Below are 23,435 nucleotides of genomic sequence, written 5' to 3'. Positions count from 1 at the left end.
CAAAAGGCGCGGACCGGCTCCGGAAGGTTCCGGCCTCACTCGGCGTCGCGGATCATCGCGACGAGATCGGCAAGCTGCGGATTGCCGGCAAGGAAGGCGTCGTAGACCGGCGCCATCGCCGCCTGGAAGGCGGCCTTGTCCTCGACCGTGTTGATTTCGGTCCCGGCGGCCCTGACCTTCTCGAGGCTCGCCGCCTCGCGCTCGGCCCAGAGTTCGCGCTGCAGCGTCGCGCTCGCGCGGCCCGCCTCCATGAGGATGCCCTGCTGCTCCGGGGTCAGCTTCTCCCAGCTTTTCAGGCTCATGCAGAGGCACTCGGGGATGATCAGGTGCTCGGTGAGCGAGAAGTATTTCGCCACCTCGTAGTGGTTGGTGGACTCGTAGGACGGCGGGTTGTTCTCGGCGCCGTCGACAACCCCGGTCTTGATCGACTGGTAGACCTCGGCGAAGGCCATGGGGGTCGCGTTGCCGTCCATCGCCTCGACCATCTTCACGAAGAGATCGTTCGACATGACGCGGACCTTGAGCCCCTCGACGTCGGCGGGCATGTTGATCGGGCGGATCGAATTGTAGAAGCTGCGTGCCCCCGCGGCATACCAGCCGAGCGGGACGATACCCTTGGCCTTCATGCCCTCGCCAATCGCCTCGCCGGCCGCGCCATCCATCAGGCGGTACATCTGCGGCACGCTCTTGAAGATGAACGGCAGCGAGGTCACGTTCGCCTCCGGCACCGCCTGCCCCATCGGCCCGAGGTTGAATTCACCGAAGTCGATCACCCCGAGGCGCACCTGCTCGATCGCGTCGGGCTGATCGCCCAGCATGCCGTTGTGATAGATCTTGGCGGTCACCTCACCGCCGGTCTTCTCGGCGATTTCCTTGGCAAAACTCTCCATCGCGATGGAGACGGGGTAATCCTCGACGTGGATGTTCCAGCCCCGCAGCTCGGCGGCGGATGCGGCCGTTGCCGCCGACATCACGGCGCCAACCGCAACGCAGGTCGTCAGCGCGCGGACCTTCGAAAAGATGGTCATTGTTTTCCTCCCGGATTGTTCATTGCCGCCCGCTCGGGCGGCGGAGGCGATGCCTGCGGCGGCGGGTCCTCCTCCGGGATGACACCTGATCGCAGGCTGGTTCGCCTGCCGAATCTGGTATACTAGTCTACCTAAAAAATGAAGCGAAAACTTATGCAGGCGGCGGCGAGGCACGACCTCTGTGAGCGCGCAGACCAGAAAAAGGCCCGCTGCTCTCGCAGCGGGCCTCCCCCGTCTCCCCCTCGTGCGGCGCGCCGCGGCCTAGCCTTCGTCAGGCTCGAAATATCCGGCGTTGCGCTCGCGGATCGACTCGATCGTCGCATCGAGGCGCCCCAGGTGCAGCCGACCAGCCGCAACGGCCTCTTCCGCCCGGCCCGCCTTGACGAAATCGGCGATCCGCTCATGGTCCTCGATCAGTTCGGGCATGCGGTCTTCCTTCGCCAGCCCGAGCATGCAGAGCCGGTCGACCTTCGCCTTTTCCGCCTGGATGACGTCGAAGGCGTATTCCGCCCCCGCGATTTCGCAGAGCCGCTTGTGGAACTCGTAATCCAGCACGCTGAATTTCGTGTAATCCGAATTCAGCAGCAGCTTGCGCTGGCGATAGAGCTCGGCATCGAGGGCCTGCGCACCGGCCTCGTCACATCGTTCGGCGGCGCGGCGCAGCACCTCCACCTCGACCGCCGCGCGCACGAAACGCGCCTTCTCGATGCCCCGCACCGAGAACCGCTTGACCTCGGTCGCCTTCTGCGGCCGGATCAGCAGCAGGTCGAGATTGGCAAGCCGGGTGAACGCGTCCCGCACCGGCTGACGCGAGACGCCGAACCTTGCGGCCACCTCGGCCTCGGAGATCTTTGCGCCGGGCAGCAGTCGAAGGGACACGATCTCCTCGTAGAGGCTGTCGGTCACGACGTCGACGCCGGTGCGGCGATCCCAGATTTGCGTTGTCTCAGCCATGGCCATTTCTCCAATCGAGCTTCGTCATAGAGAAGTCGCTTCATCGAATCCAGTCGCTGCGCATTGCGCCCTGCCCCTCGGCTACCAGCGTGGCACCTTTCGCACGAAATCCGGGAGATATTTCAGCATCTCGTTGGTATCGTCCCGATCCGCGACCATCGCCCTATTGTAGAGGGCATGCAGATCGGCGACGGCATCGTGGTCCAGCTCGACCCCGAGACCGGGCCCGGAGGGCACCGAAAGCGCACCGCCCTCGAAGGCGCGCTGCCCGCCAACCACGATATCGCGCGTCGTCCAGGGGTAGTGGGTATCGCAATCGTAATTCAGATTGGGCGTCGCCGCGGCCACATGCAGCATTGCCGCCAGCGATACCCCCAGATGCGAATTGGAGTGCATCGCCACTTTCATGCCGGAGGCCCGGCAGATTTCCCCAAGGTGGATACACCCGGTCGGCCCGCGCCAGTAATGCGGATCGGAAAGAACGATCTGCACCGCGTCCCGCCTGGCGGCCTCGATCACCTCTTCGAACTCGACGACGACGAGGTTCGTCGCGAGCGGCATGTCGGTCTGCGCGGATAGCTCGGCCATGGCATCCATGCCGCGGCAAGGGTCTTCGAGGTACTCCAGCACGCCGGAAAGCCGGTCGATCACGCGCAATGCCGTGGGAACCGTCCAGGCGCCCATCGGGTCGATGCGCAGCGGGTGATCCGGGAAAGCCTCGCGCAGCTTGAGCATGGTCTCGATCTCGAGGTCGGGCTCGAGCACGCCGCCCTTCAGCTTCAGCGAGCGGAAGCCATGGTCCGCCACCATCCAGCGGGCTTCGTCGACAAGCGCATCGGGCGTCATGACCTCGCCGAGGATATCCGGGCCAAGTGTCAGGTCTTGCTTGGCAAACTTGAAGAACAGGTAGCCGCCGAAGGACACCCGGTCGCGGACCGCACCGCCGAGAAGGTCATGGACCGGACGGCCGATCTGCTTCCCCTGAAGGTCGAGACAGGCCATCTCGAGCGCGCTGTAGACGACATCCACCGCCTTGTGATCCGCAAGCGCGGTCGGCGCGTTGACGCCTCCGGCATCGGGCAGGACTGCCTCGAGCCGCCGGCGCAGGTCGCGCAGGTTCCACGGGTCGAGCCCGTCAAGCCGCGGCACCGCCCGCCGCAACGCCGCGAGGGTGCGCGCGGCGCCGTAGGTCTCGCCCAATCCGACGAGGCCGATATCCGTTTCCATCTCGATGACCGACCGCAGGAAGACCGACTGATGAACCCCCTTGGTGTTCGCCAGGGGGACGTCCGGCACCGCAACGGGCGTCACTCGAACATTGGTCACACGCATGGTTTTCCTCCCCGAAACTGCGCTCGTTCTTGCTGAGTCCAAATTAATACTAGTCTCCCAGATTGCAAGCTAGTATCCCAGTTAAGGATGGAGACGCGAATCGAACCGACAACGCCAACGGCGTCAGGGTTCGTCGCATGGAGACATGGGAGGGCCGCGGATGTCTGGCGTAGAGCTTGCCGGGATCGTGAAGGCATATGGCGCGCTGCAGGTGGTGCACGGCATCGACCTCGAGGTCGCCGACAAGGAATTCGTCGTGCTGGTGGGTCCGTCGGGTTGCGGCAAGTCCACGACCCTGCGGATGATCGCGGGACTGGAGGAGATTTCCGGCGGTACGCTGAAGATCGACGACAGGGTGGTGAACCGCGTCGCCCCGAAGGATCGGGACGTGGCGATGGTGTTCCAGAACTACGCGCTCTACCCGCATCTCAACGTCGCCGACAACATCGCCTTCGGCCTGCGCATCCGGCGGGAGAGCAAGCAGGCCATCGCCACCGCGGTGGACGAGGTCGCGCGCATCCTCGGGCTCACCCCCTATCTCGACCGCCGCCCCGCCGACCTGTCGGGCGGCCAGCGCCAGCGCGTCGCCATGGGCCGCGCCATCGTGCGCCGGCCAAAGGTCTTTCTCTTCGACGAGCCGCTGTCGAACCTCGACGCCAAGCTGCGCACGCAGATGCGCGCCGAGATCAAGCGGCTGCACAACCGGCTCGGCGCGACCAGCATCTACGTGACGCACGACCAGGTCGAGGCGATGACCCTGGCCGACCGGATCGTCGTCATGCACGACGGCCGGATCGAGCAGGTGGGCACCCCGATGGAACTTTTCCTCAACCCGGCCAATGCTTTCGTGGCCGGGTTCCTCGGCGCGCCGCCGATGAACCAGGTCCGGGCACGGATCGGCAGGGGCACCGGCGCGCCGGTCGCAGAGATCGCCGGGCAGAGCCTGCCCCTGCCGCCGATCCCCGCGCTTCGCAATGCCGAGGGCCGCGAGGTCATCGTCGGCATCCGCCCCGAGTATGCCGCCATCGCCCGCGACGGCGAGACCGGCCGCATCGGCTGCCGGCTCGAGCTGGTCGAGACGCTTGGCTCGGAGGCGCTGCTGCACATGACGCTGGGCGAGGACCCGTTCGTAATCCGCACCGAGACGCTGGGCAATCTCGGCCGCCTCGACACGGTCGGCGGCTTCACCGTGCGCCCCGACCTGATCCGCGTCTTCGACGCCGAGACCGGCAAGGCCTTTGCCGGGCAGGAGCGCGCGGCATGATGGAATCCGACAAGAAGACCGGCGGCTCGATCGAGCTGCTGGTGGTCGAGGCCAGCGAGGCCCTGCGCCCCCGCTCGCGCGTTCATGCCACGATCGACCACCTGAAGCGCGACTGGCAGCTCTACGTGCTGCTGCTGCCGACGATCCTGTGGCTGCTCGTCTTCCTCTACAAGCCGATGTACGGGCTGCAGATTGCCTTCAAGGACTACAGCGTCTTCCGCGGCATTTCCGGCAGCCCCTGGGTCGGCTTCGAGCATTTCGTCACGCTCTTCCACAACGACCAGTTCCTGCGCGCGCTGCGCAACACGATCCACATCAGCCTGCTCAGCCTCGTGTTCGGTTTCCCGATGCCGATCCTGCTCGCGCTGATGTTCAACGAGGTGCTGCAGCAGACCTTCAGGAAGACCGCGCAGACCATCGTCTACCTGCCTCACTTCATCTCGTCGGTGATCATCGCGGGCATCGTCATCACCGCCTTCTCGCCCTCGGCCGGGATCGTCAACACGGTGCTAGGCTGGTTCGGGATGGAACCCATCTACTTCCTGACCAAGGCCGAATGGTTCCGCCCGATCTTCGTCGGCACCGGCATCTGGCAGGAGGCGGGCTTCCAGTCGATCGTCTACCTCGCGGCCATCGCCGGGATATCGCCGACGCTCTACGAAAGCGCGGTGGTCGACGGGGCGTCGCGGCTGCAGATGATGTGGAAGATCACCCTGCCGTCGATCCTGCCGACGATCATCATCATGCTGATCATCCGCATCGGCAACATGCTCGAGGTCAGCTTCGAGATGATCATCCTGCTCTACCAGCCCGCCACCTACGAGACCGCGGACGTGGTCAACACCTTCATCTACCGCCAGGGACTGCAGGGCGGGCAGTACGACCTTGCCGCCGCGGCGGGCCTGTTCAACGCAGTGGTGGCCTTCGTGCTGGTGATGACCGCCAACACCATCTCGAAGCGCTTCTCGCGCACGTCTCTGTGGTGAGGGAGGGACGGCCATGACCAACATGAGGCTCTACTCCCGCGGCGACAAGGCGTTCGTCATCCTGAACATGGTGCTGCTGGGGCTCTTCACCCTCTCGACACTCTACCCGTTCATCTACATCGCCTCGCTCTCGATGAGCTCCGGCTTCGAGGCGCGCGCCGGGAACGTGATCCTGACCCCGGTCGGCTTCACCCTCGAGGCCTACAAGCGCGTGCTCTCGGAACCGATGTTCTGGATCAGCTACCGCAACACCTTCATCTACACGATCTTCGGCACGCTGGCCTCGCTCGCCTTCATCATCCCGGGCGCCTACGCGCTGTCGCGGCGGCGGCTCAAGGGGCGGCGGTTCTGGAACCTGATGGTGGCCTTCACCATGTGGTTCCACGCCGGGCTGATCCCGTTCTTCCTGAACATGCGCGATCTCGGCCTGCTCGACAGTTACTTCGGCATCGTCATCGGCTTCGCGGTCAACGGCTTCAACATCATCCTGCTGCGGAACTTCTTCGAGGGCATCCCGCAGAGCTTCGACGAGGCGGCGCGGATGGATGGCGCCAATGATTTCCAGATCCTCTGGAAGGTGTTCATCCCGCTGTCGAAACCCGCCATCGCCACGGTCGCCCTGTTCTGCGTGGTCTCGCGCTGGAACGGCTTCTTCTGGGCGATGGTGCTGCTGCAGGACGAGAGCAAGATCCCGCTGCAGGTCTACCTGCGCCACGTCATCGTCGAGCTCTCGGACGACGAGCAGTTCGCCAACACGCTGATGACCTCGTCCTACTCGTTCGAGACCGTGAGCGCCGCGATCATCGTCTGCTCGATCATCCCGATCCTGCTCATCTACCCGTTCCTGCAGAAGTATTTCAACAAGGGCATCCTTCTCGGAGGAGTGAAGGAATGACCGTCTTGCGCAAGAGGGAGGACACCATGCGTAGAACGACCCTGACCCTGGCCATGCTGGCGACGACGGTGCTGACACCGCCCGCCATGGCCGACGATCACCTGCGGATCGTCGAGGATCCTCTGGAGCTGACCATCCACATGCACTGGCCGCGCGCGCAGGGCTACGACGAAACCTACGCGGTGGAAACCGCGGCCCGCGAGATGACCGGCATCCACCTCAAGGACAAGACCGCCGGGCGCAACTCGACCGACTCCGGCGAGGCGATGAACCTGCTGCTGGCGCAGGGCAACATGCCCGACATCGTCGGCGGGCACCTGATCCAGCAACCGGTCAACCAGTTCGGCCCCGAGGGCGCCTTCCTTCCCCTGAACGACCTGGTGAAAGAGCACGCGCCGCACATCCAGGCCTTCTGGGACGCGCATCCCGACCTGCTCAAGGCGATCTCCGCCTATGACGGCAACTACTACTACATCCCCTACCTTCCCGACGGGAAGTTCGGCCGCGCCTGGTACATCCGGCAGGACTGGCTCGACAAGCTGGGGCTCGAGCAGCCGCAGAACGTCGACGAGTTCTACGAGGTGCTGAAGGCCTTCCGCGATGGCGATCCGAACGGCAACGGGCTGAAGGACGAGATCCCCTACTTCGCCCGCCAGTGGGAAGAGGTAGACCGGCTGCTGACGCTCTGGGACGCGCGCTCGTCCGGGTCGGACACCTACCACGACTTCTACGTCAACGAGGACGGCCAGGTGGTGCACCCCTACGCGCAGGAGGCCTATCGCGACGGCCTTGCCCATATCGCGCAATGGTACGCCGAGGGTCTGATCGACCCCGAGGTCTTCACCCGCGGCGCCTCGTCGCGCGACTACCTGCTGTCCGAGAACCTCGGCGGGTCGACCCACGACTGGTTCGCCTCGACCTCGGGCTACAACGAGGCGCTGCAGGACAAGATCGAGGGGTTCAACTTCATTCCCTTCCTTCCGCCGGCCTCGGTCAGCGGCGTGCGGATGGAAGAGCACCGCCGCATCCCGATCAAGCCCGACGGCTGGGCCATCTCCTACCAGAACAAGCACCCGGTCGAGACCATCAAGTACTTCGACTTCTTCTTCACCGAGGAGGGCCGGCTGCTGTCGAACTTCGGCGTCGAGGGTCAGACCTGGGACATGATCGACGGCGAGCCGGTCTACAAGCCCGAGGTGCTGAACAGCGACAGCCCGGTGAACAGCCAGATGTACCTCGTCGGCGCGCAGATCCAGCGCGGCTACTGGCAGGACTACCGCTACGAATGGCAGTGGACCTCGGAGGCCGCCCGCGCCGGGATCGAGCTCTACGAGGCGAACGACCTGCTCATCGACCAGTTCCTCGGCGTCGCCTTCGACCAGGAGGAACAGGCGGTCTACGACAAGTACTGGCCCTCGCTCCGCACCTACATGCTCGAGCGCCAGCAGGCCTGGATCCTCGGCTCCGGCGACGTGCAGGCGGACTGGCCCGACTACGTCAGCACGCTCGAGCGCATGGGCTACGACAAGGTCATCGAGGTGATGAACGCCGCCTACAAGCGCCAGTACGACTGACGCCGCGCCCGCATGAGAGGGGGCGCGCCAGCCGCGCCCCCACCCTCCCACGCCCGCACCGCGAGGAAGCCCATGTCCACGGACACCCGAACCCGCCAGGCCCTGCCCCCGCTCGACGAGCCGAGGGCCGGACGGCTGACCATCCAGTACGGTCCCACCGAGACCAGCGAGATCACCGAGAACCCGCCGCGCTTCACCTGGCTGCCAGTCATCGAGGACGGCGCGCGCTACGCGCTGCGCGTCTCGCCCGATCCCCGCTACCCCGCCGGCAGCACGCAGATCTTCACGGGCGTTCCGCGAAACTTCTTCACCCCGGGCGCACCGCTTGCCCCGGGCAGCTATCACTGGTCCTACGCGCAATGCGACGAGGCCGGAACGCCGGTGACGCAGTGGAGCAGCAACCGCAGCTTCACCCTGCCCGAAGGCCTGCCCGAAACCCCGCTCGCCCCGTGCGCCTCGCGCTTTGACGGCGGCACCCGCGCGCATCCGCGGCTCTGGCTCGGCCCCGAGCGGCTGGCCGGCTTCCGCAAGGAGGTCGCCGCCGATCCCGAGCATTGCACGTGGTCGACCTTCTACCGCGAGTCCGTCCTGCCGTGGATGGACCGCGAGGTCATGGCCGAGCCCGCCGGATACCCCGATCACCAGCGCGTCGCGCCGATCTGGCGGCAGACCTACATCGACTGCCAGGAACTGCTCTACGCCATCCGCCACCTCGCCGTCGGCGGCCAGGTCACGCAGGATGCCGAGATGCTGGCCCGCGCCAAGCAGTGGCTGCTCGAGGCTGCCAGTTGGAACCCCGCCGGGGTCACCTCGCGCGCCTATACCGACGAATGGGCCTTCCGGGTGAACCTCGCGCTCGCCTGGGGCTATGACTGGCTGCATGACCAGCTGGACGAGGACGAGCGCGCGCAGGTCCGCCACGCGCTGCTCGAGCGCACGCGCCAGACCGCCGACCACCTCATCCGCAACGCCAGCATCCACCTCTTCCCCTTCGACAGCCACGCGGTGCGCGCGGTTTCGGCGGTGCTCATCCCGGCCTGCATCGCGCTGCTCGACGATGCGCCCGAGGCCGAGGAGTGGCTGCATTACGCGGTCGAGTTCCTCTTCACCGTCTACTCGCCCTGGGGCGATCACGAGGGGGGATGGGCCGAGGGGCCGCATTACTGGATGACCGGCATGGCCTACCTGATCGATGCGGCGAACCTGTTGCGCGGCTGGAGCGGCCTCGATCTCTACCAACGCCCGTTCTTCCGGAAGACCGGGGATTTCCCGCTCTACACCAAGGCGCCGAACACCCGGCGCGCCACCTTCGGCGACGACAGCACCATGGGCGATCTGCCGGCGATCAAGGTCGGCTACAACCTGCGCCAGTTCGCGGGTGTCACCGGCAACGGCGCCTACCAGTGGTACTATGACGAGATCCTCCGGACCAATCCGGGCACCGAGCAGGCCTTCTACAACTGGGGCTGGTGGGACTTCCGCTTCGACGAGCTGCTCTACCGCAGCGACTTTCCGATCGTCGAGGCGGTGCCCCCGGCCGAGGCCGACGCGCTGCGCTGGTTCCGGGGCACGGGCTGGGTCGCGCTGCAGCACCGGATGGGCAACCCAGAAGAGCACGTCCAGTTCGTCTTCAAGTCGTCGCCCTACGGCTCTATCAGCCACAGCCACGGTGACCAGAACGCCTTCTGCCTCTCGGCCTATGGCGAGGACCTCGCGATCCAGTCCGGGCATTACGTAGCCTTCAACTCGACCATGCACCAGGCCTGGCGCCGGCAGACGCTGTCGAAGAACGCCATCCTGATCGACGGCAAGGGTCAGTACGCAGGCAAGGACAAGGCGATCGCCGTGCAGTCCACCGGACGCGTGCTCGCCGCCGAGGACCGGGGCGATCACGTCTACATCCACGGCGACGCCACCGCCGCCTACCGCACGCTCAGCCCCGAAGTCCGGTCGGTGCGGCGAGAGGTCTATTTCGTTCACCGGGAGTATTTCGTCATCGTCGATGCGATCGACGCCGAGAGCCCGGTCGGCATCGACTGGCGCCTTCATGCCAACGCGCCCTTCGCCCTCGGGCAGACCAGCTTCCGCTACACCGGCGAGCGGGCCGGATTCTACGGGCAGGTGCTCTGGTCCGAGGCCGGCGCGCCGACGCTGTCGCAGGAGACCGGCTTTGCCGGGGTCGATCCGGCCGAATACGCGGGCCTGCCGGTCAGCACCTGCCTGACCGCACGTGTCCCGAAAGCGACGCGCCACCGCATCGCGACCCTGCTCGTGCCCTACCGGCTCGATGCGCCGCGCCGGGTGTTCAGCTTCCTCGACGACCAGGGCTACGACTGCGACCTCTACTTCACCGACGCCGACGACAGGAGCTTCAAGGTCACCATCCCGAAGACCTTTGATGTCGGCGTCCCTACCCCCCAGAACAAATCCAAGGACAGACCATGAAACTGAAGGGAAAAACCGCGATCGTGACAGGCGGCGGCCGGGACATCGGGCGGGCCTGTGCCGTCCGCCTCGCGCAGGAAGGCGCCAATATCGCCATCAACTACTTCGCCAGCGCCGAGGGTGCGCGCGAGACCGTGGCGCAGGTCGAGGCCGCGGGCGGCAGGGCCATCGCGGTCCAGGGCGACCTGTGCAAGCCCGAGGACGTCGAGGCGCTGCTCGCGGCCACGGTCGAGGCCTTCGGCGGCGTCGACATTCTCGTCAACAACACCGGCGGCCTGATCGCGCGCAAGAACTTCCGCGAGATGCCGGTCGAGCACTGGCTGGCGGTGATGGACCTCAACGTCACCAGCACGGTGATGATGACCAAGGCGGCGCTCGCGCACATGACCCACGGCGCGATCATCAACATCGCCAGCCAGGCGGGGCGCGATGGCGGTGGTCCGGGTGCCTCGGCCTACGGTGCCTCCAAGGGGGCGATCATGACCCTGACCCGCGGTCTCGCGAAGGAGCTCGGCCCGGACATCCGCGTCAACGCGCTCTGCCCCGGCATGATCGACACCGACTTCCACAACATCTTCACCAAGCCCGAGGTGCGGAAGTCGGTCGAGGCGGCCTCGCCGGTGAAACGCCAGGGCATCCCGATGGATGTCGCCAACATGGTTCTCTTCCTCGCGAGCGACGAGTCCGCCTTCGTCACCGGCGCGAACCTCGACATCAACGGCGGCATGCTCTTCAGCTAGGCTGATCTGGCCGGCGCGCGTATCCCGCGCGCCGGCGCCCGAAAGCGGCACCGCCCCATCGCTGCCGGTCCCCTCCCCGACCTGCCCATGACCAGACGAGCTGACATCATGCCGAACCCCAAGCCCGCCGCCGACATTCCCCTCGCTCCCGACACGCTGGACCGCCTTCGCGGCGCGAGCACGTCGACGATCGCGACCCTGCTCCACAAGAAGGGGTTCAGGACCTGTTACATCCAGGGTGTCCTGCCGCTTTCGGCAGGTGCCCGCATGATCGGCCCGGCCTTCACGCTGCGCTACATCGCGGCGCGCGAGGACACCGACCCTCTCGAGGCCTTCCGCGAGCCCGATCATCCGCAGCGCGTCGCGGTCGAGACCTGCCCCGAGGGCCACGTGCTCGTCATGGATTGCCGGCAGGACGCATCCGCGGCCTCGGCGGGGTCCATCCTGCTGACTCGTCTCGAGGTCCGCGGCGCCGCCGGCGTGGTGACCGACGGCGGGGTGCGCGACGCCGAAGGCGCCCGCGCCCTGACCATGCCGGTCTTCGCGGCGAAACCCTCCGCGCCGACCAATCTCACCCGGCACCACGCGATCGACATCGACGTGCCGATCAGCTGCGGCGGCGCGGCAGTCTATCCCGGAGACATCATCCTGGGCGACGGCGATGGCGTCATGGTGATCCCGCGCCACCTCGCCGACGAGCTGGCCGCCGCCGCGGCGCCGATGGAGGAATTCGAGGCCTTCGTGCTGGAAGAAGTCCGCGCAGGCTGCCCGGTGATCGGGCTCTACCCTCCGACGGACCCGGCGACCTTGGATCGTTTCGCAACTTGGCAACAGGCGGTGCGTGGCGAGCCAATCGAGGGTTGAGGACCTGTGCTCGGCGGCGGCTGGCTAAACGACGGCTTGCCGCGCAGGGCGCCGGGTCGGTCGGGGAAAGAGGTTCACAACAGCGAGGAAGCGCCTTCTTGCGTCACCCATCCCGCGCCTTTCAAATGCCCCACTTGAACCCGGTTTCCTGCTCGGACCGTTCCCACAGCCTTTCCATGACCGCCTTGTCACGGGCGAAGGGCTCCAACGTCCCCCTGCCGACCGGGCCGACGAACTCCATGCGCCCGGTGGGACCGTAGAGGGCGCGCTGCTCCAGGCCCGGTTCGGTTGCGCACATGACCTCCGGAAACGCGCCCTGCCCGGCGGTTTGCACCATGGGCGTCTTGGTCATGAGCCACCCGGACGCACGCCTCAGAAGGCCGCCGCTGGTGCTGATCAGCGAGGTCGCCGATGCCCCCGGGTGGCACACGTAGACCTCGACATTTCCATTCGCGGCCCTGACCCTGTCCTGCAACTCGTAGGCGAACATCATTTGCGCCAGCTTGCTCTGGCTGTAGGCGGGATTGGCGGCGTAGTCCCTCTCCCAGTTCATGTCGTCGAACCTGATCCTGCGCAGGCCCATCTTGTAGCCAAGGCTGGCAACCACCACGATCCGCCCACCTGTCTCGGCGATGCGCTCATGGAGCAGGCCGCAGAGGACGAAGTGCCCGTAGTGGTTGGTTCCAAGCTGGCTCTCGAACCCGTCCACCGTCAGCTTCCGCACCGGCACCTGCGCGATGGCCGCGTTGCAGATCAGCGCGTCGATGCGAGGAACGGTCCGCAGGACCTCCGCCGCCGCGGCGCGGACGCTCGCCAGTTCTGCCAGGTCCATGCGGAGATAACCCACCTCTGCCTGCGCGCCGAACTCCCGTTTCAGCGCCGTGACGGCGGCGGCGGACCTCTCCGCGCTGCGGTTCAGCATGACCACCTTCCCGCCCTTCGACAGCAAAATGCGCGCTGCCTGGAATCCCGCGCCGGCATTGGCGCCGGTGAACAGGAAGGTCTTGCCCGCCTGCGAGCCGAGCCGATCCGGCGTCCATCCCTTGGGTCCGAATTGCGTGTCTTTCATCGTTATCTTCCTTCCTCGATCGGCCCGAGCACGTACGGGATTGTCCCGTCTGGGCATGGAGATAAATCTCGGGCACCTGCGGAAACAGGCGAAATGATCGCGAATACTTGCCTGATCGTATCACCTCGCTTGATCCGGGCGAGCGCGCAGGGATACGCTCCGAGCATGGACAAGCAGCAGATCAAGCGCCTCATCGCGGAGCGGATCCACGAGGATGGCCTGATGGAAACCGGCGTGGAGGGGGTAAGACTCTTCCGGGCGACGACGGCGATTCCCTGCGCGCCGGCAGTCTATGAGCCAAGCATCATCGCCATCGTGAGCGGGACCAAGGAAGCCGTGCTGGACGGCGCGCGCCACGTCTACGACGAGAGCCGATATCTCTGCTGCCCCATTTCCATGCCCGTGACGGCGGGGACACCTCACGCCTCGCCGGACGAGCCGCTCCTTGGCGTCTACATCTCGCTCGATCAGCGCGTGATGACCGAGCTCGTCATGGCGATGGAGGGTGGCACCGGCGCGCCCCTGCCGAAGAGCGCCACCGTCAGACAGGGTATGTGGTTTTCCCGCTGGGACGAGAGCTTCTCCGACGCCTTGCTGCGGCTTCTGAAATTGGCCCGCAGCCCGGCGGACACCGCGGCCCTCGGAGCGGCACGGCTGCGCGAGCTGTACTACGCGATCCTGCAGGGAGAGGCCGGGCCCGCGGCAAGGCAGGCCTTCGCGCCCGGCAATGCGATCGCCCGGTCGATCGCGCACCTGTCGTCCAACCTGAGCGCACAGGTCACCATAGATGAGATGGCTGCCCGCGCAGGCATGAGCCGCGCCGTGTTCCACCGCAGGTTCAAGTCGGCCACGACGATGTCGCCGATCCAGTTCGTGAAGGCGATGCGCCTGAACAGTGCCGCGATGAAGATCGCCGGAGGCATGACCGTGAACCAGGCCGCAATCGACGTGGGCTATGTCAGCCTCTCGCAGTTCAGCCGGGAATTCAGGCGCATGCACGGCCAGTCTCCCCGCCAGTGGAGCAATGCGCAGCGCCTGCCCCTGGGGATGGCGTGACGGTGGGACGCAGTACACATCCCGATTGGCGGGATGGCGTATCTTGTCTCTGCCCCTTGATCATACGGGAAATGGAAATCCTAGCGCGGATCAGAGTTTGATCCGGACCACGTGTTGGGGCAGCTCAAGCGAGCTTCGGTATTCGAGGGACGTTGGATACGGTCTTTATGTGCCGCATCGGATCGGCAAAGAGCTCGACCTCCGCGCCGCGCTGCCGGGTCGTCGGCATCGGGCCCCAGAAGGCCCGCCCGGTCCATTGCCGCAGCCACGATTCAAGGGGCCAACGAGCGCCTCGCGCAGCCGAGGCTGCGCACCACCCCAACACGAAATCGCCAGGCTCAGCTGCGTTCCGCGACATTTTGATTTCTTGGATTTCCGCGAGTCTCGTCATGGCGACGCTGCATCGCGAAATTCAACGCCAAGCCCCTGCCGACGCTCTTGGCATTCCAGGCAAGTGCATCCAATCGTTTTCGGGATGGTGGGTTCTAGCAGGGATGAACCCTTTCGGCCGATTTCTTTTTTTAAATCAAGCCATATGGCGGAGAGGAAGGGATTCGAACCCTCGAGACGGTTCCCCGCCTACACACTTTCCAGGCGTGCGCCTTCGACCACTCGGCCACCTCTCCGCCGACCGCTTTAGCGGAAAGTCGTGACCGGGTGCAAGGGCCAGAATTCCAAAAAATTTGCCCCGGCACCTGGCCGGGGCATTTCGTTGCGTAAGCCGGGCAGACCCGCCTCACATGTTGGGGTAGTTCGGCCCGTCCCCGCCCTGCGGCACCGTCCAGGTGATGTTCTGCGACGGGTCCTTGATGTCGCAGGTCTTGCAGTGGACGCAGTTCTGGAAGTTGATGACGAACTCCGTCCTGCCCTCCTTCTCGACGAACTCGTAGACCCCCGCCGGGCAGTAACGCTGCGAGGGGCCGGCGTATTTCGGCAGGTTGTCGAGCACCGGCACGCGCTTGTCCTTCAGCTTCAGGTGCGCCGGCTGGCTCTCTTCATGGTTGGTGAAGGAGAAGGCGACGTTGGTCAGCCGGTCGAAGCTGAGCTTGCCGTCGGGTTTGGGGTAGTCGATCGGCTGGTGCAGCGCCGCCATCTCGGTCGAGGCGGCATCGCTCTTGCCATGCTTGACCGTGCCGAAGAGCGAGAAACCGAAGCTGTTGGTCCACATGTCGAGACCGCCAAGCGCCAGCGAGCCGAAGAGCCCGGTCTTCGACCAGAGCGGCTTCACGTTGCGCACCTTCCACAGATCCTTGCCGATCGCGCCCTCGCGCACCTCGGTCTCGTAGGCGGAAAGCTCGTCCGAGGCGCGGCCCGCGCTGATCGCGGCATAGGCCGCCTCGGCCGCCGCCTTGCCCGAGAGCATGGCGTTGTGGTTGCCCTTGATCCGCGGCACGTTGACGAGGCCGACCGAGCAGCCGAGCAGCGCGACGCCCGGCGCCACCATCTTCGGCATCGACTGGTAGCCGCCTTCCGAGATCGCCCGCGCGCCGTAGGCGACGCGCTTGCCGCCCTCGAGCAGCGCCGCCACGTGCGGGTGATGCTTGAAGCGCTGGAACTCCATGTAGGGATAGAGGTACGGGTTCCTGTAGTTCAGGTGCACCACGAAGCCGACGTAGACCTGGTTCTTGTCAAGGTGGTAGATGAAGGCCCCGCCCCCGGCATTGCCGCCGAGCGGCCAACCCATGGTGTGCTCGACCCGGCCCTCGCTGTGCTTGGCGGGGTCGATCTCCCAGATCTCCTTCATGCCGAGGCCGAACTTCTGCGGGCAGTGACCGTCCGAGAGGTTGTATTTCTCGATCACTTCCTTCGAGAGCGAGCCGCGCACGCCCTCCGAGAGGAAGACGTATTTGCCCAGCAACTCCATGCCCGGCTCGTAGCCCGGGCCGGGGTTGCCGTCGGCGTCCTTGCCGAACTCGCCCGCGACCACGCCGCGGACCTCGCCCCTGTCGCCGTAGACCAGTTCCGAGCAGGCCATGCCGGGGAAGATCTCGACGCCGAGCGCCTCGGCCTGCTCGGCCATCCAGCGGCAGACATTGCCCATCGAGACGATGTAGTTGCCCTTGTTGGACATGAACTTCGGCATCGGCCAGTGCGGGATCGACACCTTGCCGGCCGCGCCGAGCAGGTAGAACTTGTCTTCCCGGACGGGCACGGTGACCGGCGCGCCCTTCGCCTTCCAGTCGGGGATCAGCGCATCGAGCCCGCAGGGGTCCAGCACCGCACCCGACAGGATGTGCGCCCCGACCTCGGAGCCCTTCTCGAGCACCACCACGTTCAGATCCGCATCGAGCTGCTTCAGCCGGATCGCGGCCGAGAGGCCCGCAGGCCCCGCCCCCACGATCACAACGTCATATTCCATCGACTCGCGCTCGACTTCGGCCATGCCGATCCTCCGCTGGCTGTTTGCTGTAATTATCTTGCGCATTGGCGTAGCGCGGCAGCGCGGCATTGGTCAATCGAAAGGCGGCATAAAAGGTGCCTGACGCGACCTTTGGAAAATAATAGTCGACAGGCGGGGAATCGCGCGCGGCGGCATCCCGCCCGGCGCCTGCCCGGCCGCCGCCCCTCCCCCGCAAGCCACGCGCGCCCTTGCCAAAGCCCGGGACAACCCCCACTCTTGCCAGAACCGACCGCACATGATTTTAGACGGCATACGCAAAGGGGCCGGGGACAGGCCCCCGGGACAGTTCCGGAAAGACTCTATGGAAAAGATACTGATGACCCGCGCGGGCTTCACTGCGCTCGAAACCGAATTGAAAACGCTCAAGTCCGTCGAGCGTCCTGCCATCATCAAGGCCATCGCCGAGGCACGCGAGCACGGCGACCTGTCGGAGAACGCCGAGTACCATTCCGCGCGCGAGAAGCAGAGCTTCATCGAGGGCCGCATCAAGGAGATCGAGGGCATCATCTCGCTGGCCGAGGTGATCGACCCGACCCGGCTCTCGGGCCCGGTGAAATTCGGCGCGACCGTCACCGTCGTCGACGAGGACACCGACGAGGAAAAGACCTGGCAGATCGTCGGCGAGCACGAGGCCAACATCGAGAAGGGCCTGCTCAACATCAAGTCGCCCATCGCCCGAGCGCTGATCGGCAAGGACGAGGGCGACAGCGTCGAGGTGCGCACCCCGGGCGGCGAGAAGAGCTACGAGATCCTCTCGATCGCCTACAAGTAACGCACCACAGGCAAGGGCGCGCCCGACCATGGCAGACAGCAACGACAGCCGTTCCGCACCGCTTGGCATGTACGACCGTGGCGAGAAGCGCCGCCTCTCGGGGATCGAGATCGCCGCGCTGGTGGTCAGCGTCCTGTGGCTGGCGCTCTCGGGCGGCTATGTCTTCACGCTTGGCACGGCCGTGCCGGGCGGGCTCGGTTTCGCGCTCGCCATCATGGTGGTGTTCCTGCCGGTCGCAATGATCTGGGTCGCGGCGATGACCGCCCGCGCCTCCCGCGTCATGCGCGAGGAAGGTGCGCGGCTGCAGACCGCGATCGAGGCGATCCGCAAGTCCTACCTGACCCAGGCGCAGACCGGGCGGAGCGATCCCTCGGCCAGCACGCTGGCGCGCAAGCTCGACGAGATCGCAGCCGCGCAGCGCAAGATCGAGACGACGCTGGCGATGCTCGGCTCGACCCGCGCGGCGCAGGCGGCGCTGCAGGCGCAGGGCGCTGCCGCCGCCGGGCCGGGTGCCGCCGATGACCAGCCAGCGCTGTCGCTCGGCACCCCCGCCGAGGCGCTCGATCCGCCGCTCGGCAATGCCGATTTCATCCGCGCGCTCAACTTCCCCGACACCGCCGAGGATCTCGAGGGCTTCGCCGCGCTGCGCCGGGCGCTCAAGGACCGGCAGGCGGCGCAGCTCATACAGGCCTCGCAGGACGTGCTGACGCTGCTGTCGCAGGACGGCATCTACATGGACGACCTGCGCCCCGACCTCGCCCGCCCCGAGATCTGGCGCGAGTTCGCCAAGGGCACCCGCGGCCGCGCCGTGGCGGCGCTCGGCGGCGTGCGCGACCGCGCCTCGCTGGCGCTGAGCTCGGGCCGGATGAAGCAGGACGCGATCTTCCGCGACGCGGCGCACCACTTCCTGCGCCTCTACGACCGCGCCTTCGTGCGTTTCTCCGAGAGCGCCTCCGACGCCGAGATCGCCGAGCTTTCGAACACCCGCACCGCCCGCGCCTTCATGCTGCTCGGCCGCGTCGCCGGCGCCTTCGACTGACCCGCGTCGGCGCGCCCGCTCGTCGGTAGCACCGCCCCTTCGACCCCAGCCGCGCGCCCCGCTCCTTCGCGGCCACAGCCCGGCGCGGGCCGCATCAGCCCCGATTGCATCTCCCCGCGCGCTTGGCTAGGCGTTGCCCGGCCCAACGACCGGAGACCCGCATGGCCGCGCCGAACATACGATCCGACTATTGGCAGGGCGTCCGGGCCGGATTCCCCTTCCTGCTGGTGATCGCGCCCTTCGGCACGCTCTTCGGCGTGCTCGCCACCGAGGCCGGGCTGAACGTCTTCGAAACGCTCACCTTCTCGGTGGTGGTGATCGCCGGCGCGGCGCAATTCGTCTCGCTGCAGATGCTGCAGGAGCACGTCCCGGCGCTCATCGTGCTTGCCTCGGCGCTGGCGGTGAACCTGCGCATGGCGATGTATTCCGCCGCGATCACGCCGCACCTTGGCGGGATGCCGCTCTGGAAGCGGGCGCTCAGCGCCTATTTCCTCATCGACCAGACCTACGCCGCCTCGGCGCTGGAGTTCGAGCGCCACCCCGAGAAGACGCTGCCGCAGAAATTCGCCTTCTTCATGGGGACGATGACCCCGACCTGCCCGCCCTGGTACCTCTTCACCCTGCTCGGTGCCTGGCTCGGAGAGGCGGTGCCGGCGGACTTCGGCCTCGACTTCGCGCTGCCCATCGCCTTCCTTGCGATGATCGCCCCGGCGCTGCGCTCGGGCGCGCATGTGGTGGCAGCGCTGGTCGCCACGGTCGGCGCGCTGCTGCTGGCCTGGGTGCCCTACAACCTCGGCGTGCTCGCTGCCGCCGCGCTCGGCATGATGGCTGGGGCCGAGACCGAACGGAGGATGCAGAAATGATCGACCGCGGTGATCTCTGGCTGGTGATGATCGGGCTCGGCCTCGGCAGCTTCGGGCTGCGCTTCCTGTTCCTCGGACTGGTCGGCGACCGCCCCCTGCCCGCCTGGCTGACCCGCCACCTGCGCTACACCGCGGTCGCGATGATGCCCGCGCTGGTCGCGCCGCTGGTGGCCTGGCCGGCGGCAACGGGCGGGCAGACCGACCCCGCGCGGCTGCTCGCCGCGCTGGCGACGCTCGGCGTGGGCCTGCTGACCAAGAACGTGATTCTCGCGATCCTCAGCGGCGCCGCGGCGCTGCTCGCAGGCGGTTACCTGCTGGGCTGATCGTCCGGGGCCGCGCTCTGCTCGAAGGCGGCGACGGCCAGCGCCTTGTCGTCCGAATCCTCCTCGCGCAGCACCTGCTCGGTCACCCCGGGCATGCGCGCGACCTGGTCGGCGAGATTGTTCGGGAACCAGGTGCGGTGGATGCCCTCGAAGCCCGGCAACTGGCTCAGCACCGACGAGGTCGCCCGGGTGCAGCCCGACTGCGACACCGGCCCGTAGGCCTGCACCGTGCGCAGCGCCTGCTCGGCCACCTCGGGCGGCACCTCGATGCTCTGGATGCGCACGCGGTAGGTCTCGCGCGCGTGGGCCCGGGCGTAGAAATCCGCGACCTCAGGCGTCACCCCGTAGAGCACGTCGTCCACCTCGGGCACGTTGCGCGCGCGCACCGATCCGGCCGGGTCGAAGACCACGCGCTGCGACGGCGCGCTGATCATCAGGCTCGAATGCGCCCCGGATTCCGAGCGGTTGTTGATCATCGTGTAGAGCGTCAGCTTCGCCGGCCCGCCGTCGACGTAGCGCGCGGCGGCGACTTCCTCGGGCGTGGCATTGGGATAGCGCATGGCCGGCGTCGTGCATCCCGCCAGCGAGACCGCCGCGAGACAGGCCAGGAACGTGGCGCGATGGTACATGGAAAGCCGACTCTTTCTGGTCTTCGTGCTGCTCTTCGTGCTGGTCTTCGGGCGGCTCCTCCGCCGCCCGGCCGTGGCTGGAAATCTCCTCCCGCGATCCCTCGGGATCAGGAGTTGAAGATCGCCAGGAACAGCAGGATCGCGATGATCACGTAGACCGTGCGGATCACGAACTTGATGAAGCCGTGAAAGGTCTGTTCCTGCGTGGTGATGTCCATGCTGCCAGGCTTGTAGTCTGCCATGTGTCCGTCCATTCCTCGGGCGTTTCTTCTCCGCTCAGAGGCTTAGCGGATTCTGCACCACCTGTCACCTGTTCTTGAACCGCCGCGAGCGCCCCGGCGCGGCCTCAGGACCGCGCCGCCTGCCAGAGCCAGGCCCCGTCGTCGCCGAGGCGCCGCGTCGCCCGCCCCTCGATGTAGAGGTGCTGGCAATGGGCCATGGCCTCGACCAGCGCGAGCCCGTATTCCGCGTCGCCGATGGTGCGCTTGAAGAGCGGCGCGAAGCAGTCGCCGGCGCTCTTTGGCGTGCCCAGGTAGGCCTCCAGCCGCTCCAGCGCGCCGTGGTGGTTGTCGATCAACTGGCGCATGCGGAAGGGCAGCCCGGTGAACGGCAGCTTGTGCCCGCCGAGCACGAAATGCTCCTCGCGCGCCAGCGTGGCAAGGCGTTCGCAGGCCTCGAGCCACTCGCCCACCGGGTCGGCCTCTGGCTCGGTGGCGTAGACCCCGAGGTTCGAGCTGATGGTCGAGAGGATCTGGTCGCCCGCCAGCACGAGCTCGTCATCCTTCGACCAGAAGGTCGCGTGCTCGGGCGCGTGGCCGTTGCCGATGTGCACGTCCCAGTCGCGCCCGCCCATGCGCAGCACGTCGCCCTGCCGGATGCGGGTGAAGCCGAGCGGCATCGGCCAGACGCAATCGGCGAAGTTGAAGGGCCGCTCGGTGCGCCGGCGCTCGAGCACCCGCGGCGCCATGCCGCAGCGCTGCCAGTAGGTGACCTGCTCGGGCGGCGGCGCGTCCTGCGCGTCGAGCTGCAGCATGCGCGAGAAGAGCCAGGCGGTGCGCGTGGTCAGCAGCTCCGCGCCGCGTTCCTGGAACCAGCCCGCCAGCCCGACGTGGTCGGGGTGGTGATGGGTCACCACCACCCGCCGCACCGGCTTGCCCCCGAGCGGCCCCGCCAGCAGCGTCTCCCACACCCGCAGCGCCCGCGGCGTGTTCATGCCGGTGTCGATGATCGTCCAGCCATCGCCCTCGTCGAGCGCGTAGACGTTGACGTGGTCAAGCTTCATCGGCAGCGGCAAGCGCATCCAGAGGACGCCCTCGGCGACCTCGAGGGCCTCGCCCCAGGCGGGGGGCGCATCGTGCGGGTAGTGCAGGACAGGCTTCATCAGGCGGCAAGATCCTCGGCAGTGATGGCCATCAGCTCGGCATCCGTGCGTCCGACATGGGCCAGCAGGCCGACATGCTCGGGCAGGAGACGAGTGATGTAGAAGCGCGCAAGACGTCCATGCGCGCCCGAGGGGTCTGCCATGGCCGCGCGCAGATGGAAATGCCCTCCGAGCACGCGGGCGAAGGCGCGCAGGTAGGGCACCGCCACGCCGAAGCGGTCCTGCATCGGCCGGGCGACCAGCGCCTCGGTGGCCTCGCGCAGGCTCTCGGCCGCCTGCCAGACCGCGTCGGCGAGATCGGGCATCACCGCCTTCGCGGCTTCGGCCTGCGCCTCGACCTCGTCGAGCAGCCGCCCCGCCGCCTCGCCGCCGTCCATCAGCTTGCGCCCGACGAGGTCCATGGCCTGGATGCCGTTGGTGCCCTCGTAGATCGCCGTCACCCGCACGTCGCGGTAGTATTGCGCGGCGCCACTCTCCTCGATGTAGCCCATGCCGCCGTAGACCTGCACCCCCGCCTCGGCCGCCTCGCAGCCGACATCGGTGCCGAAGGCCTTGGCAATGGGCGTCAGGAACGCCGCCCGCGCGATCCACTCGGCCTCGCCCGTCGCGCGGCCCATGTCGATCGCCACCGCGCAGGCCAGCGCGATCGAGCGCGCCGCGAGAATGTCCGCCTTCATGCCCGCCAGCATCCGCCGCACGTCGGCATGGCCGACGATGGTGCCATCGGGCGAGCGGCCCTGCCGGCGCTCCATCGCGTAGCCGAGCGCGTGCTGGTAGGCGCCTTCCGCCGCGCCGATCCCCTGACCGCCGACGCCGAGCCGGGCGTTGTTCATCATGGTGAACATGGCGCGCATCCCGTCGCCCTCGTCGCCGATCAGCCAGCCCGTCGCGCCTTCGAAGCTCATCACGCAGGTCGGCGAGCCGTGCAGGCCCATCTTGTGCTCGAGGCTGACCACCTTGAGATCGTTGGCGACGCCCGGCGCGCCGCCCGCGTCGGGAATGTACTTCGGCACGAGGAAGAGGCTGATCCCCTTGGTGCCGGCGGGCGCCTCGGGCAGCCGCGCCAGCACGAGGTGGCAGACGTTGCCGACGAAATCGCAGTCCCCCCACGAGATGAAGATCTTCTGCCCGGTCACCGCGTAGGTGCCGTCGCCGTTCGGCACCGCCTTCGTGGTCAGCGCGCCCACGTCCGAGCCCGCCTGCGGCTCGGTCAGGTTCATCGTGCCCGACCATTCGCCCGAGATGAGCTTCGGCAGGTAAAGCGCCCGGATCTCCTCGCTGGCGTGATGCTCCAGCGCGTCGATCTGGCCCTGCGTCAGCAGCGGGTTGAGATGCAGCGCGAGACAGGCGCCCGACATCATCTCGTTGACCGCCGCCCCCAGCGTGACCGGCAGCCCCATGCCGCCATGCTCGGGCGGGGCCGAGACAGAGATCCAGCCGCCCTCGGCCAGCGCGGCATAGCCCTCGGCAAAGCCCGGCGAGCTGCGCAGCACGCCGTTCTCGAGCACCGCGCCCCGCAGGTCGCCCGCGCGGTTGAGCGGCGCCAGCACCTCGTCGCAGATGCGCCCGGCCTCGCCCAGAACCGCCTGCACCATGTCCGGCGTGGCCTCGGCGTAGCGCGCCGTCGCGGCCACCTCGTCGAAGCCGACCACCTCCTTCAGAAGAAAGGTCAATTCAGCGACGGGCGCGCGATAGGGCATGGCAGGTCCTCCGATCCTGGTTGGCAAGGCGGGTCCCCTCGTTTAGGGAGGATCCCACGATTTCGGTGCGACCCTAAGACCATGGCGCGCCACTGACCAAACGGAACGCAGCGTCACGGA

21 protein-coding genes and 1 tRNA gene are annotated in these 23,435 nt (G+C 67.0%); 12 read left to right on the top strand and 10 right to left on the bottom strand.

Annotation, left to right across the window (positions count from 1 at the left end):
* Positions 1–35: 35 nt before the first annotated feature.
* The 3 genes from PVT71_RS21630 to PVT71_RS21620 all read right to left on the bottom strand — a co-directional run bounded on the left by PVT71_RS21630 (position 36) and on the right by PVT71_RS21620 (position 3,314).
* The gene (locus PVT71_RS21630; protein WP_353474549.1) at positions 36–1,028 is read right to left on the bottom strand and encodes a TRAP transporter substrate-binding protein; all 993 of its coding nucleotides are present in this window, start codon (positions 1,026–1,028) and stop codon (positions 36–38) included.
* A 261-nt stretch (positions 1,029–1,289) separates the two neighbouring features.
* Complete coding sequence (locus tag PVT71_RS21625; protein ID WP_353474548.1) at positions 1,290–1,982, bottom strand: GntR family transcriptional regulator; 693 nt, start codon at positions 1,980–1,982, stop codon at positions 1,290–1,292.
* A gap of 81 nt (positions 1,983–2,063) precedes the next feature.
* Positions 2,064–3,314 carry an enolase C-terminal domain-like protein gene (locus tag PVT71_RS21620; protein WP_353474547.1) on the bottom strand — a complete coding sequence of 417 codons (1,251 nt, stop codon included), beginning with the start codon at positions 3,312–3,314 and terminating at the stop codon, positions 2,064–2,066.
* Positions 3,315–3,474: 160 nt separating this feature from the next.
* Between PVT71_RS21620 and ugpC the strand changes: the two genes are divergently transcribed.
* From ugpC to PVT71_RS21585, 7 genes are all read left to right on the top strand, one after another.
* Positions 3,475–4,578, top strand: coding sequence for a sn-glycerol-3-phosphate ABC transporter ATP-binding protein UgpC (gene ugpC, locus PVT71_RS21615; RefSeq protein ID WP_353474546.1), 1,104 nt, complete (start codon positions 3,475–3,477; stop codon positions 4,576–4,578).
* A complete protein-coding gene (locus PVT71_RS21610; RefSeq protein WP_353474545.1) occupies positions 4,575–5,564 on the top strand; it encodes an ABC transporter permease subunit in 990 nt (329 codons plus the stop codon). The genes ugpC and PVT71_RS21610 overlap by 4 nt, the downstream gene beginning before the upstream one ends.
* Before the next feature lie 13 nt (positions 5,565–5,577).
* Positions 5,578–6,459 carry a carbohydrate ABC transporter permease gene (locus tag PVT71_RS21605; RefSeq protein ID WP_353474544.1) on the top strand — a complete coding sequence of 294 codons (882 nt, stop codon included), beginning with the start codon at positions 5,578–5,580 and terminating at the stop codon, positions 6,457–6,459.
* Between the two features lie 26 nt (positions 6,460–6,485).
* On the top strand, positions 6,486–8,033 hold the full coding sequence (locus PVT71_RS21600; RefSeq protein ID WP_353474543.1) for an extracellular solute-binding protein: 1,548 nt from the start codon (positions 6,486–6,488) through the stop codon (positions 8,031–8,033).
* 72 nt (positions 8,034–8,105) lie between these two features.
* Positions 8,106–10,478 (top strand): DUF4962 domain-containing protein, encoded by a 2,373-nt coding sequence (locus tag PVT71_RS21595; RefSeq protein WP_353474542.1) that lies wholly within the window; start codon positions 8,106–8,108, stop codon positions 10,476–10,478.
* Complete coding sequence (locus PVT71_RS21590; protein WP_353474541.1) at positions 10,475–11,218, top strand: 3-oxoacyl-ACP reductase family protein; 744 nt, start codon at positions 10,475–10,477, stop codon at positions 11,216–11,218. Before PVT71_RS21595 ends, PVT71_RS21590 begins: the two co-directional genes overlap by 4 nt.
* Before the next feature lie 87 nt (positions 11,219–11,305).
* On the top strand, positions 11,306–12,082 hold the full coding sequence (locus tag PVT71_RS21585; protein ID WP_353474540.1) for a ribonuclease activity regulator RraA: 777 nt from the start codon (positions 11,306–11,308) through the stop codon (positions 12,080–12,082).
* Positions 12,083–12,203: 121 nt separating this feature from the next.
* Here PVT71_RS21585 and PVT71_RS21580 read toward each other — a convergent pair whose 3' ends face one another.
* Positions 12,204–13,151, bottom strand: coding sequence for an SDR family oxidoreductase (locus PVT71_RS21580; RefSeq protein WP_353474539.1), 948 nt, complete (start codon positions 13,149–13,151; stop codon positions 12,204–12,206).
* A gap of 165 nt (positions 13,152–13,316) precedes the next feature.
* Here PVT71_RS21580 and PVT71_RS21575 point away from each other — a divergent pair, with 165 nt between their 5' ends.
* A complete protein-coding gene (locus PVT71_RS21575) occupies positions 13,317–14,207 on the top strand; it encodes an AraC family transcriptional regulator (RefSeq protein ID WP_353474538.1) in 891 nt (296 codons plus the stop codon).
* A 536-nt stretch (positions 14,208–14,743) separates the two neighbouring features.
* Here PVT71_RS21575 and PVT71_RS21570 read toward each other — a convergent pair.
* Both PVT71_RS21570 and PVT71_RS21565 read right to left on the bottom strand, forming a co-directional pair.
* Positions 14,744–14,833 (bottom strand) — tRNA-Ser (locus PVT71_RS21570).
* A 110-nt stretch (positions 14,834–14,943) separates the two neighbouring features.
* Positions 14,944–16,590: an electron transfer flavoprotein-ubiquinone oxidoreductase gene (locus PVT71_RS21565; protein ID WP_353474537.1), complete on the bottom strand. Its 1,647-nt coding sequence runs from the start codon at positions 16,588–16,590 to the stop codon at positions 14,944–14,946.
* Between the two features lie 319 nt (positions 16,591–16,909).
* Here PVT71_RS21565 and greA point away from each other — a divergent pair, with 319 nt between their 5' ends.
* The 4 genes from greA to PVT71_RS21545 all read left to right on the top strand — a co-directional run bounded on the left by greA (position 16,910) and on the right by PVT71_RS21545 (position 19,605).
* Positions 16,910–17,380: a transcription elongation factor GreA gene (greA, locus tag PVT71_RS21560; protein WP_353474536.1), complete on the top strand. Its 471-nt coding sequence runs from the start codon at positions 16,910–16,912 to the stop codon at positions 17,378–17,380.
* 28 nt (positions 17,381–17,408) lie between these two features.
* Entirely contained in the window at positions 17,409–18,419 is a 1,011-nt protein-coding gene (locus PVT71_RS21555; protein WP_353474535.1) for a hypothetical protein, read from the top strand.
* Positions 18,420–18,580: 161 nt separating this feature from the next.
* Complete coding sequence (locus PVT71_RS21550) at positions 18,581–19,282, top strand: AzlC family ABC transporter permease (RefSeq protein WP_353474534.1); 702 nt, start codon at positions 18,581–18,583, stop codon at positions 19,280–19,282.
* A complete protein-coding gene (locus tag PVT71_RS21545) occupies positions 19,279–19,605 on the top strand; it encodes an AzlD domain-containing protein (protein WP_353474533.1) in 327 nt (108 codons plus the stop codon). Before PVT71_RS21550 ends, PVT71_RS21545 begins: the two co-directional genes overlap by 4 nt.
* Here the strand turns inward: PVT71_RS21545 and PVT71_RS21540 are convergent.
* The 4 genes from PVT71_RS21540 to PVT71_RS21525 all read right to left on the bottom strand — a co-directional run bounded on the left by PVT71_RS21540 (position 19,590) and on the right by PVT71_RS21525 (position 23,315).
* Positions 19,590–20,234: a hypothetical protein gene (locus PVT71_RS21540; protein WP_353474532.1), complete on the bottom strand. Its 645-nt coding sequence runs from the start codon at positions 20,232–20,234 to the stop codon at positions 19,590–19,592. The genes PVT71_RS21545 and PVT71_RS21540 overlap by 16 nt on opposite strands.
* 107 nt (positions 20,235–20,341) lie before the next feature.
* The gene (locus PVT71_RS21535) at positions 20,342–20,476 is read right to left on the bottom strand and encodes an aa3-type cytochrome c oxidase subunit IV (protein WP_353474531.1); all 135 of its coding nucleotides are present in this window, start codon (positions 20,474–20,476) and stop codon (positions 20,342–20,344) included.
* Between the two features lie 104 nt (positions 20,477–20,580).
* Positions 20,581–21,615: an MBL fold metallo-hydrolase gene (locus PVT71_RS21530; RefSeq protein ID WP_353474530.1), complete on the bottom strand. Its 1,035-nt coding sequence runs from the start codon at positions 21,613–21,615 to the stop codon at positions 20,581–20,583.
* Positions 21,615–23,315 (bottom strand): acyl-CoA dehydrogenase, encoded by a 1,701-nt coding sequence (locus PVT71_RS21525; protein WP_353474529.1) that lies wholly within the window; start codon positions 23,313–23,315, stop codon positions 21,615–21,617. Before PVT71_RS21525 ends, PVT71_RS21530 begins: the two co-directional genes overlap by 1 nt.
* Positions 23,316–23,435 lie beyond the last annotated feature (120 nt).

Source organism: Salipiger sp. H15, from assembly GCF_040409955.1.
Taxonomy (GTDB): domain Bacteria; phylum Pseudomonadota; class Alphaproteobacteria; order Rhodobacterales; family Rhodobacteraceae; genus Salipiger.
Note: the sequence above shows the minus strand (reverse complement) of the source record. Positions and strands in the feature narration are given on the sequence as shown.

What these genes read in the sequence shown, in the direction of transcription:
- PVT71_RS21530 (WP_353474530.1), bottom strand. Translation starts at nt 21,615, where the DNA reads ATGAAGCCTGTCCTGCACTACCCGCACGATGCGCCCCCCGCCTGGGGC.
- PVT71_RS21600 (WP_353474543.1), top strand. Translation starts at nt 6,486, where the DNA reads ATGCGTAGAACGACCCTGACCCTGGCCATGCTGGCGACGACGGTGCTG.
- ugpC (WP_353474546.1), top strand. Translation starts at nt 3,475, where the DNA reads ATGTCTGGCGTAGAGCTTGCCGGGATCGTGAAGGCATATGGCGCGCTG.
- PVT71_RS21555 (WP_353474535.1), top strand. Translation starts at nt 17,409, where the DNA reads ATGGCAGACAGCAACGACAGCCGTTCCGCACCGCTTGGCATGTACGAC.
- PVT71_RS21575 (WP_353474538.1), top strand. Translation starts at nt 13,317, where the DNA reads ATGGACAAGCAGCAGATCAAGCGCCTCATCGCGGAGCGGATCCACGAG.
- PVT71_RS21620 (WP_353474547.1), bottom strand. Translation starts at nt 3,314, where the DNA reads ATGCGTGTGACCAATGTTCGAGTGACGCCCGTTGCGGTGCCGGACGTC.
- PVT71_RS21580 (WP_353474539.1), bottom strand. Translation starts at nt 13,151, where the DNA reads ATGAAAGACACGCAATTCGGACCCAAGGGATGGACGCCGGATCGGCTC.
- PVT71_RS21605 (WP_353474544.1), top strand. Translation starts at nt 5,578, where the DNA reads ATGACCAACATGAGGCTCTACTCCCGCGGCGACAAGGCGTTCGTCATC.
- PVT71_RS21630 (WP_353474549.1), bottom strand. Translation starts at nt 1,028, where the DNA reads ATGACCATCTTTTCGAAGGTCCGCGCGCTGACGACCTGCGTTGCGGTT.
- PVT71_RS21625 (WP_353474548.1), bottom strand. Translation starts at nt 1,982, where the DNA reads ATGGCTGAGACAACGCAAATCTGGGATCGCCGCACCGGCGTCGACGTC.
- PVT71_RS21610 (WP_353474545.1), top strand. Translation starts at nt 4,575, where the DNA reads ATGATGGAATCCGACAAGAAGACCGGCGGCTCGATCGAGCTGCTGGTG.
- PVT71_RS21545 (WP_353474533.1), top strand. Translation starts at nt 19,279, where the DNA reads ATGATCGACCGCGGTGATCTCTGGCTGGTGATGATCGGGCTCGGCCTC.
- PVT71_RS21590 (WP_353474541.1), top strand. Translation starts at nt 10,475, where the DNA reads ATGAAACTGAAGGGAAAAACCGCGATCGTGACAGGCGGCGGCCGGGAC.
- PVT71_RS21525 (WP_353474529.1), bottom strand. Translation starts at nt 23,315, where the DNA reads ATGCCCTATCGCGCGCCCGTCGCTGAATTGACCTTTCTTCTGAAGGAG.
- PVT71_RS21550 (WP_353474534.1), top strand. Translation starts at nt 18,581, where the DNA reads ATGGCCGCGCCGAACATACGATCCGACTATTGGCAGGGCGTCCGGGCC.
- PVT71_RS21540 (WP_353474532.1), bottom strand. Translation starts at nt 20,234, where the DNA reads ATGTACCATCGCGCCACGTTCCTGGCCTGTCTCGCGGCGGTCTCGCTG.
- PVT71_RS21535 (WP_353474531.1), bottom strand. Translation starts at nt 20,476, where the DNA reads ATGGCAGACTACAAGCCTGGCAGCATGGACATCACCACGCAGGAACAG.
- PVT71_RS21565 (WP_353474537.1), bottom strand. Translation starts at nt 16,590, where the DNA reads ATGGCCGAAGTCGAGCGCGAGTCGATGGAATATGACGTTGTGATCGTG.
- PVT71_RS21585 (WP_353474540.1), top strand. Translation starts at nt 11,306, where the DNA reads ATGACCAGACGAGCTGACATCATGCCGAACCCCAAGCCCGCCGCCGAC.
- greA (WP_353474536.1), top strand. Translation starts at nt 16,910, where the DNA reads ATGGAAAAGATACTGATGACCCGCGCGGGCTTCACTGCGCTCGAAACC.
- PVT71_RS21595 (WP_353474542.1), top strand. Translation starts at nt 8,106, where the DNA reads ATGTCCACGGACACCCGAACCCGCCAGGCCCTGCCCCCGCTCGACGAG.